This is a genomic window from Geobacter sp. 60473, from assembly GCF_036323535.1.
In the GTDB taxonomy this organism is placed as follows: domain Bacteria; phylum Desulfobacterota; class Desulfuromonadia; order Geobacterales; family Geobacteraceae; genus Geobacter; species Geobacter sulfurreducens.
This window is the reverse complement of record NZ_AP028967.1, coordinates 2,799,979-2,818,692: the sequence shown is the minus strand read 5'-3', so window position 1 is coordinate 2,818,692 and position 18,714 is coordinate 2,799,979. Positions and strand designations below refer to the sequence as shown.

Below are 18,714 nucleotides of genomic sequence, written 5' to 3'. Positions count from 1 at the left end.
GCCCGCGCCAAACCGTTGATTCTTCGGACTATAGGACTCTGTCCTGTCTACGTCAACAGGTAATTGAGCAGATAAATGCTATTGACAAATGCCACGGAATCGGTTTAATTGAATTCCGTACGACCACGTTCCGCCGATTGACCCAGCAGACTACCCACAGCACAATTCATTTCGAGACAGGACCACTCAGCCGGTCTCACGATTCATACTGAACTTCAGCGTACGCACTATACTTCACAAAGAGCAACGTCCAGGGAACGCCTCCCCCACATTTAACGCGTCCACTTGCCTACTTATGATATCCATGTCCAGCAAAGCGCTCGCATGCGTCGGGGTCCATGCGTGCGCGTACAGGAGAGCCGATGAACCTGCAGGAGCTTAAAGGGAAAAAAATCAACGAACTGGCTGCCATTGCCAAGGGGTTGAACATTGAGGGCGCGTCCAGTCTGCGCAAGCAGGACCTGATCTTCGCCATTCTCAACGCCCAGACCGAAAAAAACGGCATGATCTTCGGCGAGGGGGTTCTGGAGTGCCTTCCTGACGGCTTCGGCTTTCTGAGGGCGCCCGATTACAACTATCTGCCGGGGCCCGACGACATCTACGTGTCGCCGTCGCAGATCCGCCGCTTCAACCTCCATACGGGCGACACCGTTTCGGGTCAGATCCGTCCTCCCAAGGAGGGCGAGCGCTATTTCGCCCTACTCAAGGTGGAAACGGTCAACTTCGAGCCCCCCGAGGTCGCCCGCGACAAGATTCTGTTCGATAACCTGACGCCTCTCTATCCCGACGAAAAGCTCAAGCTCGAAACCGCGCCGGACAATATGTCGATGCGCGTCATGGAGCTTGTCTCCCCCATCGGCAAGGGGCAGCGGGGGCTCATAGTGGCGCCACCGCGTACCGGCAAGACGATGCTCATCCAGAACATCGCCAACTCCATTGCCGAAAACCATCCCGAGGTCTATCTGATCGTGCTGCTCATCGACGAACGGCCCGAAGAGGTGACCGACATGCAGCGATCGGTCAAGGGGGAGGTGGTCTCCTCCACCTTTGACGAGCCGGCCACCCGCCACGTGCAGGTGGCTGAGATGGTCATCGAAAAGGCCAAGCGCCTGGTGGAGCACAAGCGCGACGTGGTGATTCTCCTCGACTCCATAACCCGTCTTGCCCGGGCTTACAATACGGTACTTCCCCCTTCCGGCAAAATCCTCACCGGCGGGGTGGACGCCAACGCCCTCCAGAAGCCCAAGCGCTTCTTCGGCGCGGCCCGCAACATCGAAGAGGGGGGCTCTCTGACCATCATCGCGTCCGCCCTGGTGGATACCGGCAGCAAGATGGACGAAGTTATCTTCGAAGAGTTCAAGGGGACTGGTAACATGGAGGTTCACCTGGACCGCAAGCTGGTGGAGAAGCGGACCTTCCCGGCCATTGACATCAACAAGTCCGGCACCCGCAAGGAAGAGTTGCTGGTGGAGAAGAGCTCGCTCAATCGCATCTGGATTCTGCGCAAGGTCCTCCACCCCATGAACGTGGTCGACAGCATGGAGTTCCTCTTGGAGAAGCTCTCCGAGACCAAGGACAATCAGGCGTTTCTCGACTCCATGAGCAGGTAGCGGCACGGTTGCCGGCCAACCGCAAGCCCGGCCCGCATAGGCAAAAAAGCCTTGAAAAAATAAAATCAGGGTGTTAAATTCATACCTTTCCAGCACATAAAACGTGTTCATGACGCCGGGGTCGATGCCCCGCAAGGAGGACCATATGAAAGAAGGGATTCATCCGAAGTACAATGACGTGATGGTCAAGTGCGCCTGTGGCAACTCGTTCCAGACCCGTTCCACCAAAACCGAGATTTCGACCGAAATCTGCTCCGCCTGCCATCCTTTCTTCACCGGCAAGCAAAAGCTCATTGACACTGCCGGTCGCGTCGAGCGCTTCAGGAAGAAGTACGGCATGTAACATGGCCTCCGGCCATGCGGTTCCAGTGGAAGGGGATTTTGTCCAGGGCGAAATCCCCTTTGTTTTTAGTCTCTGGTTGGCGACGACAGTATGAAAATTGCCCTCCTTCAGCATACTCCCGATCCTGAAGCCGCCGTGGCGCTTGCGGCACGGCTCTGCTACGCCTCCGTCGGCATCGATGAGTTGCGGGAAAAGCTTTCCGCCTCGGACGTGACGGCGTTCCTTGACAAAATCATGTCGCTCGGGCATCAGTCGGTGCTGGAGCATGCATCGTTCACATTCGGCATCGAAGGGATTTCCCGCGCTGCCAGCCATCAGCTCGTGCGCCACCGCATCGCCTCTTATTCCCAGCAGTCCCAGCGCTACGTGACGTTCCGCGGTGACGGCTTCCCCCGGATCGTGCCCGGGAGCGTGTCCGCCACGGAGAAGCGCCGGCAGGTGTTCGAGACGGCCATGCAGGCCTGCGCCGAGGCCTACCGGGCGCTGGTGGACGACGGGGTTCCCGCCGAGGATGCCCGGTTCGTCCTTCCCAACGCCGCGGAGACGAAGATCATAGTGACCATGAATGCCCGTGAACTCATTCACTTTTTCGGCCTCCGCTGCTGCGAGCGGGCCCAGTGGGAAATTCGGGCGCTGGCGGTGGAGATGCTGCGGCTTGTGAAGGGCGTTGCCCCCACCATTTTCCGGGATGCCGGTCCCGGCTGCCTGACCGGCCCCTGCCCCGAAGGAGGCATGACCTGCGGGAAAGCAGCGGAGGTGAAACGGTTTTTCAGGGAGATGTCCATATGACGCAACGGCTGAGAATGTTTCTGGTGCAGCTGCTCCTGGTTGCCGAACGGATCAATGTGGGCGGGCAGGCCGTGCTGGAAGGGGTGATGATGCGTGCCCCCCGGTCCATGGCTATTGCCGTGCGCCGGCCGGGCGGCGATATCGCCGTCAAACGGGAGGAGGTACCCCCTCTCTCTGAACGGTATCCCATTGTCAAATTGCCTGTTCTCCGGGGGGCGGTGGCGCTCTTTACCTCGCTGGCCATGGGGCTCAAGGCGCTCAATTTCTCGGCCAACGAGGCCATTGCGGAGGAAGAAGGGGAGAAGGAGGAGATTTCGTCCTGGGCCCTCGGGGGAACCATGGCGGTTGCCCTCGGCTTCGGTATCCTGCTCTTTTTCGTGCTGCCCCTCTATCTCACCAAGCTTCTGGTGCCGGTCATCGGCTCGTCCAATATCGTTTTCAACCTGGTGGACGGCGTCATCCGGGTTGTGGTGTTTCTCCTCTATATCGTATCGATCTCCCGCATGAGCGATATCGAGCGAGTGTTCCAGTATCACGGGGCCGAGCACAAAACCATCTACGCCTTCGAGGCCGGCGATGAGCTGACAGCGGCTACGGTGCAGAAATACAGCCGTCTCCACCCCCGGTGCGGCACGAGCTTTCTTCTCATTGTCATGCTTGTGAGCATCGTTATCTTCTCGCTCATTCCCAAGCTCTGGCCCTTCTGGATGAAAGCGGGCGCCCGGGTGGTGCTGTTGCCCGTCATCGCCGGGGTTTCCTACGAGTTTCTCAAGTGGAGCGCAAAAAATGACCAGAACCCACTGGTGAAGCTCATTATCGCCCCGGGCCTCGCGCTTCAGCGACTCACCACGCGCGAACCCGACGACAGCCAGGTGGAGGTGGCGATCCGCTCTATGACCGAGGCCCTGGAAGTGAACGACGGCTACCGGGATGATCGTCTGGTGGTGTAATCAACAAAGGACGCAGTGAATGTTCGAGAAGATAGAAGAACTGGAAGTACGTTACCACGAGCTCGAATCGTTGCTGGCCGACCCCGCGGTGCTTGGCAATCAGCCCGAATTCCGCAGGCTGTCCCGGGAGCATAACGACCTGACGCCGCTCATCGAGTCCTATCGCACGTACAAAAAGGTGCTGGAGGAGATGGAGGGAAACCGGGAGCTGCTGGCCGATCCCGAGATGAAGGAAATGGCCCAGGCCGAGCTGGAGGAACTGGAGCGGCGACAGGAGGAACTGGAAGGGGAAATCAAGCTCCTTCTCCTGCCCAGGGATCCCAATGACGACCGCAACGTCATCCTGGAAATCCGCGCCGGCACCGGCGGCGACGAATCGGCCCTCTTTGCGGGCGACCTGTTCCGGATGTATTCCCGCTTTGCCGAGCGCAACCGCTGGAAGGTGGAGGTCATGTCCGCCTCGGAGTCCGAGCGGGGGGGCTTTAAGGAGATCGTGGCTCTCATCGAGGGGCAGGGGGTATTTGCCAAGCTCAAGTACGAATCGGGGACCCACCGGGTACAACGGGTGCCGGAGACCGAGGCTCAGGGGCGCATCCACACGAGCGCCTGCACCGTTGCGGTTCTGCCCGAGGCCGAAGATATCGAGGTGGACATCAACCCGGCCGATCTCAAGATCGACGTCTACCGTGCCTCCGGGGCCGGCGGGCAGCACGTCAACAAGACCGAATCGGCAGTCCGGATCACCCACATTCCCACCGGGATCGTGGTGGAGTGCCAGGACGAACGGAGCCAGATCAAGAACCGGGCCAAGGCCATGAAGGTACTGAAGACCAAGATCCTCGACGGTCTCCATCAGGAGCAGAACGCACGGATCGCCGCGGACCGGAAACAGCAGGTGGGAAGCGGCGACCGGAGCGAGCGGATCCGTACCTACAACTTCCCCCAGGGCCGGATGACTGATCACCGGATCGGCCTCACCCTCTACCGCCTCGACTCTCTCATGGAAGGAGACATCGCCGAGGTGGTGGATGCGCTCCGCACCCATTATCAGATGGAGGCCCTGAAGGCCCAGGCCGAAGCGGCCTGATCCGCGCGGACAGCGGAGGCGGCAGATGGCGGAAAAGTCGGAAATCTGGACGATTCGCAAGGTTCTCGATTGGACCAGGGGCTACTTGGCTGAAAAGGGGGTCGATAATGCTCGCCTGGAAACCGAATGGCTCCTGAGCGCCGCCCTGGGGCTTGATCGGGTGGGGATCTACGTCAATTTCGACAAACCTCTGAACCAGGAGGAGTTGGCCGCCTGCCGCGGGCTCGTGGCACGTCGGGCCAAGCGGGAACCGCTTCAGTTTATTCTCGGTACCCAGGAGTTCTGCGGTCTCGACTTCGCCGTGACGCCGGCGGTTCTCATTCCCCGGCACGACACCGAGGTGATCGTGGAGGAGGCGCTCCGCCGCGCCCCTCATGCCGCGACGGTACTCGATATCGGTGTGGGCAGCGGCTGCATTGCCGTGGCCCTGGCCAGGCAACTCCCCCACGCCCAGGTGTGGGGGGTGGAGCGGTCTCCCGATGCCATCGCCCTGGCCCAACGGAACGTGGAACGGCACGGCGCGCCGGTGACCCTCTTCGAGGGCTCCCTCTTTGAACCTTTCGGGGACCAGCGGTTCGATCTGATCGTCTCCAATCCCCCCTATATCCCTACTGCCGACCTGGAGGCGCTTCAGCCGGAGGTTCGGGAGTACGAACCCCGTGCCGCCCTGGATGGAGGAGCCGACGGTCTCGATTTCTACCGGATCATCGTGCCGGCCGCTCCGGAGCATCTGAATCCCGACGGCTGGCTGATCCTCGAAGTCGGAATCGGTCAGGCGGGGGCGGTTCTCGGTCTCCTGACACAGGCCGGATTTGGGGACTGTTTCACGGCCAAAGACCCCAACGGCATCGACCGGGTGGTCGGCGGGCGGGTACCGTAGGGGCGATCCTTGTGATCGCCTCTCATTGAGCACATACAGGGCGGTCACAAGGATCGCCCCTACATTACGAACAGAGGCACTGCATTGGACAAGCTGATCATTAAAGGGGGGAAGAAGCTGTCGGGCGACGTTTCCGTCAGCGGTTCCAAGAACGCGGCCCTTCCGATCTTCATCTCTACCATCCTCGCTCCGGGCCTCAACGAGATCCGCAACGTTCCGTTCCTGCGTGACATCAATACCACCATCAAGGTTCTGGAATCCCTTGGCGCCGTGGTGGAAGGAAATGGCAATATAGTCAGGATCGACACGACCCACGTGAACAACGTGGAGGCCACCTACGACCTGGTGAAGACCATGCGGGCATCGGTCCTGGTCTTGGGGCCGTTGCTGGCTCGCCACGGTCGGGCACGGGTCTCCCTTCCCGGGGGCTGCGCCATCGGCGCCCGTCCCATCAACCTCCACCTCAAGGGACTTGCCGCACTGGGCGCCGACATCCGGCTGGAGCACGGCTACGTGGAGGCCAAGGCGAAAAAGCTCAAGGGTGCCCGCATCAATTTCGACATTGCCACTGTGGGCGGCACCGAGCAACTCATGATGGCGGCGGCCCTGGCCAAGGGGGAAACGGTTTTGGAAAACGCCGCCCGGGAGCCGGAAATCATCGACCTGGCTGACATTCTGAACAAGATGGGGGCAAAAATCGAGGGAGCCGGCACCGACACCATCCGAATCACCGGGGTGAAAGAGCTGGCGCCGGTTGCCCACGACGTCATGCCCGACCGGATCGAAGCCGGTACCTTCATGGTTGCGGCGGCCATCACCGGCGGTGACATCAGGATCCACAACATGAAGCTGGAGCACCTGGATGCCCTCGTCTTCAAGCTCCAGGACGCCGGCGTGGAGATCATCAACCGCGACAACGTGGTGAGGGTTAAGGGGCCAAGGCGCCCCAAGGCCGTGAACATCAAGACCCGCCCCTATCCCGGCTTCCCCACCGACATGCAGGCCCAGTTCATGGCCCTCATGTGCGTGGCCGACGGGGCGAGCGTCATCAGCGAGAACATCTTCGAGAACCGCTTCATGCACGTTTCGGAGTTGCTCCGCTTCGGCGCCGACATCACGGTTGAGGGGAACACCGCCACCGTGAAGGGAGTGAAGAAACTCTCCGGCGCGCCGGTCATGGCCACGGACCTGCGGGCCTCGGCATCGCTGATCCTGGCAGGGCTTGCCGCCGACAACACCACTGAGATTTCCCGCATCTACCACCTGGACCGGGGGTATGACTCCATCGAGAAGAAGTTGGCCGGCCTCGGCGCTGACATCAAGAGAGTGAAAGAGTCATGAGCGACTTCCTCACCATCGCCATCCCCAAGGGGCGGATTCTCGAAGAATCGGTAGCCCTCTTCGGCAAGATCGGAATCCACTGCGACGAGCTCCTCTCCAACACCCGAAAGCTCATCTTTGAAAACCACGAGCAGCGGATGCGGTACATGATCGTCCGGGCCACCGACGTTCCCACGTATGTGGAGTACGGCTGCGCCGACCTCGGTATCGTCGGCAAGGACACTCTCATGGAGCAGGAAAAGGACCTCTATGAGCCCCTGGACCTCAAGTTCGGCTACTGCCGGATGATGGTGGCCGAACCGGCAGGACTTGCCCTGGACGACGACCCCTCCAGCTGGACCAACATTCGGATCGCCACCAAGTATCCCAACGTGACGGAGAAGTATTTCGCCCGCAAGGGGGTTCAGGTGGAGATCATCAAGCTCTACGGCTCCATCGAGCTGGCCCCGCTGGTTGGGCTTTCCGAGCGGATCGTGGACCTGGTGTCCACCGGCGAGACCCTGCGCCAGAACGGCCTGGTCGAGGTTGAGACCATCGCCGAGATCACCACGCGCCTCATCGTCAACCGGGCGAGCCTCAAGACCAAGCATCCCCGGATTACCGAGATCATCGAGGGGCTGGAGAAGCACGTATGAAATTCCTCGACATCAGGGATACGAACTTTGACGCGGAATTCGCCGCCATCCTCGCCCGGGGGGAGGAGGCCGGCCGCGAGGTGGAGCAGGTGGTTCTCGACATCATCGCCGATGTCCGCGCACGGGGAGACGAGGCGCTCCTGGAGTACACCCGGCGCTTCGACCGGCTTGAGGCCGACTCCGTCGCCGCCCTCCAGGTGACCGAGGACGAGATCGAGTACGCCTTTGCCAAGGTGAAGGACGAAGAGATTGCCGCCCTTAAGCTGGCGGTTGAACGGGTGGCCCGTTTCCACGAAAAGCAGAAGCAGGAGACCTGGCTCTCCACTACCGAGCCCGACATCCTTCTCGGCCAGATGGTGACCCCACTGGAGCGGGTCGGGATCTACGTCCCCGGCGGCAAGGCGAGCTACCCTTCCAGCGTCATCATGAACGCAGTCCCGGCACGGGTGGCCGGCGTCGGCGAGATCGTCATGGTGGCCCCCACCCCCGGCGGAGAGATCAACCCACACGTTCTGGTGGCGGCGCGGCTTTCCGGTGTTGACCGGATTTTCCGGATGGGAGGCGCCCAGGCGGTGGCGGCGCTGGCCTATGGGACCGCCACGGTGCCCCGGGTGGACAAGATCACCGGCCCGGGGAACATCTACGTGGCCACCGCCAAAAAGCTCGTCTTCGGCCAGGTGGGGATCGACATGATCGCCGGACCCAGCGAGATTCTCGTCATCAATGACGGGAGCGGCACCCCCGCCCACATCGCCGCCGACCTCCTTTCCCAGGCGGAGCACGACGAACTCGCTTCATCCATCCTCATCACCACCGACCGCGGTTTCGGCGAGCAGGTGGCGGCGGAGGTGGAGCGGCAGCTGGCGCAACTCTCCCGGGAGACCATCGCCCGCACGTCGTGGGAGACCTACGGCGCCGTTATCGTGGCCGGGAGCCTGGACGAGGCCATCGCCTTCTCGAACCGGATCGCCCCGGAGCACCTGGAACTGGCCGTGGCAAATCCCTTCGAGATCCTGCCGCGGATCAAAAACGCCGGTGCCATCTTCCTCGGCCACTTCACCCCCGAGGCGGCCGGCGACTATCTGGCCGGCCCGAACCATACGCTGCCCACCGGCGGCACGGCCCGCTTCTTCTCCCCCCTGTCGGTGGACGATTTCGTGAAGAAATCCTCTATCGTCTACTTCAGCGAGGCGGGGTTGAACCGTCTGGGCCGCGACATCGTCGGTATTGCCGAGATGGAGGGGCTGGAGGCCCACGGCAGGTCGGTGAGCATCCGCTTGAAATAACGAGAAACGACAGGAGCTCGCCATGCTTCCCTTTCGCTCAAATATCGCTGCCATGGCAGGCTACGTGCCCGGCTACCAACCTCCGGACGTGGCGTCGTGGATCAAGCTGAACACCAACGAGAACCCCTATCCGCCGTCGCCCGAGGTGGTGAGGGCAATCCTGGCGGAGCTGGGGGACGACGGGGCGCTCCTGCGCACCTATCCCAGCGCGTCGAGCCAGGTGCTGCGGGAGACCGTGGGCGAGCTGTTCGGCTTCGATCCCGCCTGGGTCATCATGGCCAACGGCTCTGACGAGGTCCTCAACAACCTGATCCGGGCCTTTGCCGGCGAGGGGGAGGAGGTCGGCTACGTGCATCCCTCCTACTCCTACTACGCGACCCTGGCCGAAATCCAGGGGGCACGGGTACGGACCTTCGGCCTCACGGATGACCTTCGCATTGCCGGTTTTCCCGGCCGCTACGAGGGAAAGCTCTTCTTTCTGACCACCCCCAATTCGCCGCTGGGCTTCGCTTTTCCCCTTTCCTACATCGAGGAGCTGGCGACCCGCTGCGCCGGGGTCCTGGTGGTGGACGAGGCCTATGCCGATTTTGCCGACGGCGATGCCCTGGAGCTGGTTCGGCGACACGAGAACGTGGTCGTGACCCGCACCCTGTCCAAGAGCTACTCCCTGGCCGGGATGCGGCTTGGTTTCGCCGTGGCCCGTCCGGCTGTGATTGCAGCCCTGGACAAGATCCGCGATCACTATAACCTGGACCGTCTCGCCCAGGCCGCCTGCGTGGCCTCCCTGCGGGACCGGGCATACTTTGCCGGGTGTACCCGCCTGATCCGCGAGACCCGCGAGTGGTTTTCCGCTGAACTCCGGACGCTCGGCTACGAGGTGATCCCTTCCCAGGGGAACTTCGTGTTTGCCGCACCGCCGGACCGTGACGGCAAACGGGTCTACGATGGCCTCTATGCCCGCAAGATCCTGGTCCGCCACTTCTCCGACCCGCTCCTGGCCCATGGCATGAGGATTTCCATCGGCACGCGGGAGGAGATGGAGGCGACTCTCGCCGCTCTGAAAGAGATTGGCTAACTTCGATCCCCACGAGGAGGGTTCCATGTCCCGGAAAGCCACCATCGAACGCGTCACCAAGGAAACCCAGATCAAGCTCTCCCTTGAAATAGACGGGACGGGTGAGGCGAAGATCTGTACCTCTGTGCCGTTTCTCGACCACATGCTCGACCTCTTTGCCCGTCACGGGCTCTTCAATCTCCAGGTGGACGCCACGGGGGACATCGATATCGATTTTCACCACACGGTGGAGGATGTCGGTATCGTCCTCGGTCAGGCCCTCAAGGAGGCCTTGGGCGACAAGCAGGGGGTCAGGCGCTACGGCCAGGCCACGGTCCCCATGGACGAAACCCTTGCCGGCGTGACGGTGGACGTCTCGGGGCGCCCCTACCTCGTCTACCACGTCTCTCTGCCCAAGGTGAAGATCGGCGAGTTTGACGTGGAACTGGTGCGGGAATTTTTTCAGGCCGTGGTGAACAACCTGGGCGCCAACATCCATGTGAACGTCATGTACGGCGATAATGTCCATCACATTGTCGAGGCGTGCTTCAAGGCCTTTGCCCGGGCCATGGACCAGGCGACCCAGGTGGACCCCCGGATTCAGGGGGTCATGTCGACGAAGGGCAAACTCTGATATGACAAAGATTGCAATTATCGACTACGGCATGGGGAACCTCCGGTCGGTCCAGAAGGGATTCGAGAAGGTGGGCTTCGAGGCGGTTGTGACTGCCGACCCGAAGGTGGTGCTGGAGGCGGAAAAGATCGTCCTTCCCGGCGTGGGAGCCTTTCGCGACTGCATGCGTAACCTGGAGCAGGGGGGGTTCGTGGAGCCGATCCTCAGGGTGATCCGGGAGGGGCGCCCCTTTCTCGGCATCTGCGTCGGGATGCAGCTCCTTTTGACCGACAGTGTGGAGTTCGGCCTCTACCAGGGGCTGAACGTCATCCCGGGCCACGTCCTCCGTTTTCCCGAGGGGATGCGCGAAGGAGGCGAGGAACTCAAAGTCCCCCACATGGGGTGGAACCAGCTCTCCATCAAACGCCGTCCGCCGGCCTTTGCCGAGGTAGAGGACGGGGCCAACGTCTATTTCGTCCATTCATACTATGAAATGCCCGACGACGAGAGTGTCATCGCCGCCACCTGCACCTACGGTGTTGAGTTCTGCGCCGCCATCTGGAAGGACAATATCGTCGCCACCCAGTTCCATCCCGAGAAGTCACAGGCGGTGGGGCTGTCCATACTCAAGAACTTCGGAGAGATGAAGTGATCGTCATACCTGCCATTGACCTGAAAGAAGGAAAGTGCGTCCGCCTCGAACAGGGGCTCATGGAAAAGGATACCGTTTTCTGTGACAATCCCGCCGACCAAGCCAGGGAGTGGGAGCGCCAGGGGGCGGAGCTGCTCCACATTGTCGACCTGGACGGCGCCTTTGCCGGCGAACCCAAGAACCGCGCCTCCATCGAGGCCATCGTCAAGGCCATTGCCATCCCAACCCAGCTGGGGGGCGGCATCCGGGACATTCCCACCATCGAGGCGTATCTCTCCCTCGGCATCGGCCGGGTGATCCTCGGTACTGCGGCCCAGCGGAACCCCGAACTGGTGGAGGAGGCCTGCCGTCTCTTCCCCGGCCGGATCGTGGTGGGGATCGACGCCAAAAACGGCATGGTGGCGGTCCAGGGGTGGGCCGAGGTCACCGGCGTCACGGCGGTGGATCTGGCAAGACGGTTCGAGGGCTACGGCGTCGCCGCCATCATTTACACCGACATCGCCCGGGACGGCATGATGCAGGGGCCGAACATTGAGGCGACCAGGGCTCTGGCCGAGGCGATCTCGATCCCGGTCATCGCCTCCGGAGGGGTGTCGTCCTTGGAGGATATCGAGAACCTCATCGCCATCGAGGCGAGCGGTATCGCCGGGGCCATCACCGGCAAGGCAGTCTACACCGGGGCCATCAATCTGGCCGAAGCGGTAGCGCTCACGAAGCGGGGAGGGGCCTGAGATGCTGACCAAGCGGATCATCCCGTGTCTGGACGTGAAGGGCGGCCGGGTCGTCAAAGGGGTCCAGTTTCTGGAGCTGCGCGATGCCGGCGATCCGGTTGAGATCGCCGAACTCTATGACCGCCAGGGGGCCGACGAGCTCACGTTCCTCGATATCACCGCCTCTTCCGACGAGCGGAGCATCATCATTGACGTGGTGCGCCGCACCGCCGAGCGGGTTTTCATGCCCCTCACCGTGGGTGGCGGAGTGCGGACCGTGGACGATATCCGCAATCTCCTCAACGCCGGGGCCGACAAGGTGTCCATCAACACGGCGGCGGTCCACCGGCCCGAATTCGTACGGGAAGCGGCGGAGCGCTTCGGTTCCCAGTGCACCGTGGTGGCTATCGACGCCCGGCAGGTTCCCGGCGAGAATCGCTGGGAGGTTTACACTCACGGCGGCCGCAAGCCCACCGGCATCGACGCGGTGGAGTGGGCCCGCAGGATGGAGGAGTACGGCGCCGGCGAGATCCTCCTCACCAGCATGGACCGGGACGGCACCAAGGACGGCTATGACATCCCCCTGACCCGCGCCGTTGTCGACGCGGTCTCCATTCCGGTCATCGCCTCCGGCGGGGTGGGAAGCCTGGCGCATCTGTGCGACGGCTTCGTCAAGGCCGGGGCCAGCGCATGTCTTGCTGCGTCCATCTTTCACTATAAGGAGTACACCATCGGCGAGGCCAAGGAGTATCTCCGTCAACGGGGGGTTCCGGTCCGGTTATGAGCGAGCGCGACGACATCCTGCAGGCAGTCTATGAGGTGATTCTCGACCGGAAAGGCGCTCCGCCCGAGAGCTCCTATACGGCGTCCCTCTTTCATAAGGGGATCGACAAGATCCTCAAGAAGGTCGGAGAAGAGGCGACGGAGGTCATTATCGCCGGCAAGGGGGGAAAGCGGGAGGAGATCGTTTACGAGACTGCCGATCTTTTTTTCCACACACTGGTTCTCCTCGGCCATTACGACATTGCCCCGGCCGATGTGTACAATGAGCTTCGCCGCCGCTTCGGCACCTCGGGGCATGTCGAAAAGGCGAGCAGAAACGAGCAATAGCACTTAGGTGTCCGAATAAAAACTTGACATTGACGCTTCCATTGCTATTATGTCTCTTCTCGTAAAATTTTTCCGGCTCGTCGTCTGACTCTATCAGCTCAGATTTGCAGCGAATTTACATAGAGGAGGGAGGGGAATATGGATGCCGGGAGTAAAGGTCAAGGAAACTGAATCGTTTGAGCTCGCGCTGAAGAAGTTCAAGAAGCAGTGCGAAAAGGCGGGAATCCTCTCCGAGGTCCGCAAGCGCGAGCACTATGAGAAGCCGAGTATCAAGAGAAAGAAAAAGGCCATTGCCGCGCGCAAGCGTGCGATGAAAAAGCAGCGCAAGATGATGGACTAGCGCTGAGGCCGTTACGTGTATGCCCGCGTGGCATGGAACGGTGTTGCGGACGCCCCCGCTTGGGGGCGTCCGTTTGCCGCTTTCAGCGCCGGATATGAAATTACGGACTGGGGAGTTGCCATGTTGAGGGATCGCCTGAACGAGGAGATGAAGGAGGCCATGAAGGCCAGGGATGAGGTTCGCCTTTCCGCCATCCGCCTCGTTCGCTCTTCGGTGAAAAACCGTGAGATCGAGGCGCGGCGCGAACTCTCCGAACAGGAAGTGACGGAAGTCGTTTCATCCCTCGTCAAACAGCGCCGGGAATCGATCCGGATGTTTGGCGAGGCCGGACGTACCGATCTGGTGGATAAAGAGGAGCGGGAGCTTCAGGTCCTGCTTGGCTTTCTTCCCCAACAGCTCAGTCGGGAGGAGATCGAGGGGCTGGTAGCCTCGGTCATTGCCGAGACCGGCGCCCAGAGTGCCAAAGACATGGGACGGGTGATGAAGGCTCTCATGCCCCACGTGGCCGGCAGAACTGACGGATCGCTGGTCAGTGCCATCGTGAAGGAACAACTTGCCTAGGCGAACGTTTTCCGGTTTCTGAGCTCCGCGATCAGACCCCTGGGGGCGATTCTCTGAATTGCCCCTTCTTCTTTTGATTCCAATCAGGTGCATGGCATGAGCCTTCTCGATATCCTGCTCTGGGGCGTAGTACTGGCATTTGCCGTCAAGGGGGTTCTCAAGGGGCTCGTCCGTGAGGTGTGCTCCCTGCTCGGATTTGTGGTTGGAGGATGGGCGGCGTTCTCCTTCCATCCCGCCGTCGGCGGGGTTCTTGTCTCCATGATTCATCTGCCCGCCCGCATTTCGTCCGCCGTGGCGTTTGTCGTCATTTTTCTGGGAGCTGCCCTTCTCTTTTACCTCCTTGGCCATTTTCTCACCGTGGTGATGTCGATTACGCTGCTCGGCGGGGTCAACCGGGTTGGCGGCGCCGTGTTCGGTTTGCTGGAAGGGGCATTCCTCCTCTGCATCATTCTTTATCTCGCCAGCGCGCCGCCTGTGCCGGCGGGGCTCAGGGCATGGCTTGCCCGGTCGGCGTCGGCGCGGGCGTTCATCGATGCCGGCAAAGGGATGGCCGAGGGGTGGCGCGGAAGTCGCGGATCGGAAGCTCAGACCCCGCAAATACGGGCTAAAGATGTCAAACATCCCCGACGATAAGATCAGGGAGATACGCGAGCGAGCTCCGATTCTTGAGGTGGTCTCGGATTATGTGAGCCTCCGGAAATCGGGTGCCAATTACCAGGGGCTGTGTCCGTTCCACGGCGAGAAGACCCCCTCCTTCAATGTGAATCCGGCCCGGGGAATTTTTCACTGCTTCGGTTGCGGCGTTGGCGGGAATGCCATCACCTTTGTCATGAAGATGGAGGGTCTGTCGTTTCCCGAAGCGGTTAAGGTCCTGGGCAAGCGGGTCGGTGTCGAAATCGAGGACCGTCCCGTTACCGCCGCGGAGAAGCGGCGCCAGGACGAACGCGATGAGCTTTACGGGATCATGGACCTGGCTGCCAGGCTCTATCGTGAGGCTCTGGAGAGAAGCGAAGAGGCCGGCGCGGCTCGACGCTACCTCGAAACGCGCGGTGTGGATCGGGAAACGTCCGAGGCGTACCGTCTCGGGTTCGCGCCGGATCGTTGGGATTATCTTTCGCGGCACCTGCAGCACCGCAAGGTTCCCATGGAACTGGCGGAGCGACTGGGGCTCGTGCGTCGGCGCGAGGGGGGCGGCTACTTCGATATCTTCCGCAACCGTCTCTTGTTTGCCATCACCGATATCCACGGGCGCACGATCGGGTTTGGCGGCAGAGTCCTGGACGACTCGCTGCCCAAATACATCAACTCTCCCGAGTCGCCCATCTATCACAAGAGCGACGTGCTCTTCGGCGTCCACCTGGCAAAGGGCGCCCTGCGGGAGCAGGGCAGCGCCATAATCGTAGAGGGTTATTTCGACCATCTTGCCCTCTATCAGGCAGGGGTCAGGAACGTGGTCGCTACCTGCGGCACGGCCCTGACCGAAGGTCACGTGAAGCTTCTGCGGCGCTACGCCGGGAAGGCCTACACCCTGTTCGATGCGGACAGTGCCGGTCGGAAGGCGACCGTGCGGGCGATCGACCTCTTTCTCGCGGAGAACTTCCCGGCCCACGTGGTGGAGTTGACCCAGGGAGAAGACCCGGACAGTTTTGTCAAGAAGGAGGGGGCGGACGCCTTTCGGGCACGGCTCGCCAAGGCACGGCCGGCATTTGATTTCCTCTTCCGCGACCTGCTCGGACAGGTGGATGCGGGTACGGTGGAGGGAAAACTTAAGGTAGCGAACGAGCTTGCGCCCCGCTTGGCAAAGCTCGTCAATCCCCTCGAGCGGGAACTCTACGTGAAGGAGATCGCTCGGGTCCTGGGCATTGATGTCCGTTCCCTGCTGCGCGCGTCGGGCGGAACCGCCGGATCGCGCCCTGACCCGCTCCCCCGCCCGACTGCGGAGCGCCGGCCACGTGGCGCCGGCCCTGAAGAGATGCTGCTTGCGCTCATGGCTCGATCCGCCGAAGTGGCGGATCGCGTCCGCCGTGGTGAGGCGGCGGGGCTTTTCTGCCCCGAGCTTTCTCCCGTTGCCGATGCCATACTTGAGCGGCACAGTCGGCGGGCGGAGATCGACTGGGGGGAGCTTCTTGAACTGGTTGCATCCCCTGAGGAAAAGGGGCGCATCGCAGCGTTCCTCGTCAACGACGATCATCTCGCGGACGTTGATGTCCATAAGGCTTTTGACCAGTGCCGCCAAGTCCTGGAGCGCGGTGCGCTCAAACGGCTCAAGGACTTGGCCAGAGAGCTGGCTGCGGCTGATCCGGATACCCCCCGGTACCGGGAACTGCTTGCCGAAATTGAGGCCTTGCGAAACAGGAAATCGCAGTTATCTTAAAGAGACCATGTGTGCAATGAGGTGAACTTGATGGCCAAGAAAAGCACGGACGAAGTCAAGCAACTCATCGACCTGGGAAAGGAAAAGGGGTTCCTCACCTATGATGAGGTAAACGACCTTCTTCCTCCCGATATTTCATCCGAGCAGATCGACGACGTAATGAGCATGTTCGGTGAGATGGATATTGACATCGTTGATTCGGCCCAGAAGGTGAAAATCCCCAAGATGAAACTCGACCTGGAGGAAGAGGAAGAGATTGAAGGGGAACAGGAAGAGTTCGAGTATGAGCCGGGCGCCCTGGGAAGGACCAGCGATCCGGTACGGATGTATCTGCGCGAGATGGGATCGGTGTCGCTGCTCACCCGCGAGGGTGAGGTGGAAATTGCCAAGCGTATCGAGGAGGGTGAGCGGGATATCGCCGGTGTCATCCTTAATACCCCCATCACGGTGAAGGAGATCATCACCCTTGGCGAGAAGCTCCTGAAGGGGCAGGTCAGCGCCGCCGAGATCAGCAAGGAGGTGGAGGAAGAGGAACTGGAGGAGGATGAAGAGGATGTGCAGAAGACCCGTCTCCTTGCCCAGGTGGAGGAAATTGCCGCTGTCGATGTCCGCCTCGCTGCCTTGAATGCTGAGCTGGAGGAGGAATCCCTTTCCGACTCCCGTCGGCAGGAGTTGCTCGCCGAACGGCAGGAGTTGAAGGAAAAGCTTGCCGAGATGGTTACTTCCCTGCGTCTCAAGGATCGGCACATAGCCAAGATCGCCCAGCGGCTCAAGGAGTTGTCGGCCAAGGTCGATACCATTATGACCGAGATTGCCGCCATCGAAAAGGAGGCGGGGGTTTCAGCCGACACCCTTAAGGAGATTGCCGCCCGCGGAGATGTGGGAAAGGGGGTCAAGCTTTCCCTGGAAGATGCTCAGAAGCACGAGAAGAAGGTACGCTCCGCTGAGAAGAAGCTGAAGAAGGTTGAGGAAGAGTCCGGGTTCAAGGCCCGTGAGCTTTCCGACGCCCTCAGGGCCATCGACAGGGGTGAAGCCAAGTCGAAGCTGGCCAAGTCGGAGCTGGTGGAGGCGAACCTGCGGCTCGTCGTATCCATTGCCAAGAAGTACACCAACCGGGGGCTTCAGTTTCTCGACCTGATTCAGGAGGGGAACATCGGCCTCATGAAGGCGGTGGACAAGTTTGAGTATCAGCGGGGGTACAAGTTCTCCACGTACGCCACCTGGTGGATTCGGCAGGCCATTACCCGGGCAATCGCCGACCAGGCCCGCACCATCCGGATTCCGGTCCATATGATCGAGACCATCAACAAGCTGATCCGGACCAGTCGCCAACTGGTGCAGGAGATCGGCCGCGAGCCCTCGCCGGAGGAAATCGCCGAACGGATGAATCTCCCCCTCGACAAGGTACGCAAAGTTCTCAAGATCGCCAAGGAGCCCATCTCACTCGAAACTCCCATCGGAGAAGAGGAAGATTCACACCTGGGTGATTTCATTGAGGACAAGGGTGTGGTTTCGCCTCTAGAGGCGGTCATCAAGGCCAACCTTTCGGAGCAGACTGCCCGCGTGCTTGCCACCCTCACCCCCCGGGAGGAAAAAGTTCTGCGGATGCGTTTCGGCATCGGCGAGAAGAGCGATCATACCCTTGAGGAGGTGGGGCAGGACTTCGAGGTGACCCGGGAGCGGATTCGTCAGATCGAGGCCAAGGCCCTGCGCAAGCTCCGCCATCCGAGCCGGGCCAAGAAACTCCGCAGCTTCGTGGAATAGCCGGCCTGCGCCGGAAAAACCAGAGGCCGCGCCGGTCAGACCCGACGCGGCCTCGCTGTTTTTGTGCCGAGCCGCCCGTCCTGACCGGCGGCACCGGGGAGGCTTTAATGGCCAAGGACAAGGCGCCGGTTACTCCGGCCATACGTCAACTACGGGCCGCAGGTGTAACGTTCACGGACCACGTGTATGCCTATGAGGAAAAAGGCGGAACAGCCGTCTCCGCCCGGGAGCTCGGCGTGGACGAGCATTGCGTGGTGAAAACGCTCATCATGGAAGACGAGGCGAAACGGCCGCTCATCGTCCTGATGCACGGCGACCGGCAGGTTTCCACCAAGGAACTGGCGCGGGTCATGGGGGTCAAAAGTGTGTCTCCCTGCTCCCCCGATACGGCAAACCGGCATTCGGGCTACCAGGTAGGAGGGACTTCTCCCTTCGGTACGCGGCATGCCATGCCGGTCTATATGGAGGAGACGATTCTCGGCCTGCCAAGGATATATATCAATGGCGGCAAGCGTGGGTATCTGGTAGGACTCGACCCGCGCGAGGCGTGCCGCCTGCTTGATCCCATCCTCGTGCGGGTGGCCATCTGACGTTCGGATCAACTGGGTGTCGCGG

The 18,714-nt window shown here is 61.3% G+C and carries 21 protein-coding genes; all 21 read left to right on the top strand.

Annotated features, from left to right (window positions below; genetic code table 11):
* The first annotated feature begins 362 nt into the window (after positions 1–362).
* The 21 genes from rho to ybaK all read left to right on the top strand — a co-directional run bounded on the left by rho (position 363) and on the right by ybaK (position 18,689).
* A complete protein-coding gene (gene rho / locus AABA48_RS12835; protein WP_045667691.1) occupies positions 363–1,610 on the top strand; it encodes a transcription termination factor Rho in 1,248 nt (415 codons plus the stop codon).
* A gap of 145 nt (positions 1,611–1,755) precedes the next feature.
* Positions 1,756–1,953: a 50S ribosomal protein L31 gene (gene rpmE / locus AABA48_RS12830; protein ID WP_010943728.1), complete on the top strand. Its 198-nt coding sequence runs from the start codon at positions 1,756–1,758 to the stop codon at positions 1,951–1,953.
* A gap of 90 nt (positions 1,954–2,043) precedes the next feature.
* A complete protein-coding gene (gene thyX, locus AABA48_RS12825; RefSeq protein ID WP_286350770.1) occupies positions 2,044–2,742 on the top strand; it encodes an FAD-dependent thymidylate synthase in 699 nt (232 codons plus the stop codon).
* Entirely contained in the window at positions 2,739–3,692 is a 954-nt protein-coding gene (locus AABA48_RS12820) for a DUF1385 domain-containing protein (protein ID WP_010943726.1), read from the top strand. Before thyX ends, AABA48_RS12820 begins: the two co-directional genes overlap by 4 nt.
* A gap of 19 nt (positions 3,693–3,711) precedes the next feature.
* Positions 3,712–4,779 carry a peptide chain release factor 1 gene (gene prfA, locus AABA48_RS12815; protein WP_045667689.1) on the top strand — a complete coding sequence of 356 codons (1,068 nt, stop codon included), beginning with the start codon at positions 3,712–3,714 and terminating at the stop codon, positions 4,777–4,779.
* A 25-nt stretch (positions 4,780–4,804) separates the two neighbouring features.
* Complete coding sequence (prmC, locus tag AABA48_RS12810; protein WP_286350769.1) at positions 4,805–5,659, top strand: peptide chain release factor N(5)-glutamine methyltransferase; 855 nt, start codon at positions 4,805–4,807, stop codon at positions 5,657–5,659.
* 84 nt (positions 5,660–5,743) lie between these two features.
* Positions 5,744–7,000 (top strand): UDP-N-acetylglucosamine 1-carboxyvinyltransferase, encoded by a 1,257-nt coding sequence (gene murA, locus AABA48_RS12805; RefSeq protein WP_286350768.1) that lies wholly within the window; start codon positions 5,744–5,746, stop codon positions 6,998–7,000.
* Positions 6,997–7,635: an ATP phosphoribosyltransferase gene (gene hisG / locus AABA48_RS12800; protein ID WP_045667686.1), complete on the top strand. Its 639-nt coding sequence runs from the start codon at positions 6,997–6,999 to the stop codon at positions 7,633–7,635. The genes murA and hisG overlap by 4 nt, the downstream gene beginning before the upstream one ends.
* Entirely contained in the window at positions 7,632–8,921 is a 1,290-nt protein-coding gene (hisD, locus tag AABA48_RS12795; protein WP_286350767.1) for a histidinol dehydrogenase, read from the top strand. Before hisG ends, hisD begins: the two co-directional genes overlap by 4 nt.
* Positions 8,922–8,943: 22 nt before the next feature.
* On the top strand, positions 8,944–9,996 hold the full coding sequence (gene hisC / locus AABA48_RS12790; RefSeq protein WP_045667684.1) for a histidinol-phosphate transaminase: 1,053 nt from the start codon (positions 8,944–8,946) through the stop codon (positions 9,994–9,996).
* A 25-nt stretch (positions 9,997–10,021) separates the two neighbouring features.
* Positions 10,022–10,609, top strand: a complete 588-nt coding sequence (gene hisB / locus AABA48_RS12785; protein WP_045667683.1) for an imidazoleglycerol-phosphate dehydratase HisB — start codon at positions 10,022–10,024, stop codon at positions 10,607–10,609.
* A 1-nt stretch (position 10,610) separates the two neighbouring features.
* Positions 10,611–11,240, top strand: coding sequence for an imidazole glycerol phosphate synthase subunit HisH (gene hisH / locus AABA48_RS12780; RefSeq protein ID WP_010943718.1), 630 nt, complete (start codon positions 10,611–10,613; stop codon positions 11,238–11,240).
* The gene (hisA, locus tag AABA48_RS12775) at positions 11,237–11,971 is read left to right on the top strand and encodes a 1-(5-phosphoribosyl)-5-[(5-phosphoribosylamino)methylideneamino]imidazole-4-carboxamide isomerase (RefSeq protein ID WP_286350766.1); all 735 of its coding nucleotides are present in this window, start codon (positions 11,237–11,239) and stop codon (positions 11,969–11,971) included. Before hisH ends, hisA begins: the two co-directional genes overlap by 4 nt.
* Before the next feature lies 1 nt (position 11,972).
* Positions 11,973–12,734 (top strand): imidazole glycerol phosphate synthase subunit HisF, encoded by a 762-nt coding sequence (gene hisF, locus AABA48_RS12770; RefSeq protein WP_286350765.1) that lies wholly within the window; start codon positions 11,973–11,975, stop codon positions 12,732–12,734.
* Positions 12,731–13,060: a phosphoribosyl-ATP diphosphatase gene (locus tag AABA48_RS12765; RefSeq protein ID WP_045667680.1), complete on the top strand. Its 330-nt coding sequence runs from the start codon at positions 12,731–12,733 to the stop codon at positions 13,058–13,060. The genes hisF and AABA48_RS12765 overlap by 4 nt, the downstream gene beginning before the upstream one ends.
* A 142-nt stretch (positions 13,061–13,202) precedes the next feature.
* A complete protein-coding gene (gene rpsU, locus AABA48_RS12760; RefSeq protein WP_010943714.1) occupies positions 13,203–13,400 on the top strand; it encodes a 30S ribosomal protein S21 in 198 nt (65 codons plus the stop codon).
* Between the two features lie 120 nt (positions 13,401–13,520).
* Entirely contained in the window at positions 13,521–13,961 is a 441-nt protein-coding gene (locus tag AABA48_RS12755) for a GatB/YqeY domain-containing protein (RefSeq protein WP_286350764.1), read from the top strand.
* 96 nt (positions 13,962–14,057) lie between these two features.
* Positions 14,058–14,594: a CvpA family protein gene (locus AABA48_RS12750; RefSeq protein ID WP_045667678.1), complete on the top strand. Its 537-nt coding sequence runs from the start codon at positions 14,058–14,060 to the stop codon at positions 14,592–14,594.
* Positions 14,572–16,335, top strand: coding sequence for a DNA primase (gene dnaG / locus AABA48_RS12745; protein WP_286350763.1), 1,764 nt, complete (start codon positions 14,572–14,574; stop codon positions 16,333–16,335). Before AABA48_RS12750 ends, dnaG begins: the two co-directional genes overlap by 23 nt.
* A gap of 30 nt (positions 16,336–16,365) precedes the next feature.
* Positions 16,366–18,099 (top strand): RNA polymerase sigma factor RpoD, encoded by a 1,734-nt coding sequence (rpoD, locus tag AABA48_RS12740; RefSeq protein ID WP_045667676.1) that lies wholly within the window; start codon positions 16,366–16,368, stop codon positions 18,097–18,099.
* 107 nt (positions 18,100–18,206) lie between these two features.
* The gene (gene ybaK, locus AABA48_RS12735) at positions 18,207–18,689 is read left to right on the top strand and encodes a Cys-tRNA(Pro) deacylase (RefSeq protein ID WP_286350762.1); all 483 of its coding nucleotides are present in this window, start codon (positions 18,207–18,209) and stop codon (positions 18,687–18,689) included.
* The last annotated feature ends 25 nt before the right edge of the window (positions 18,690–18,714 follow it).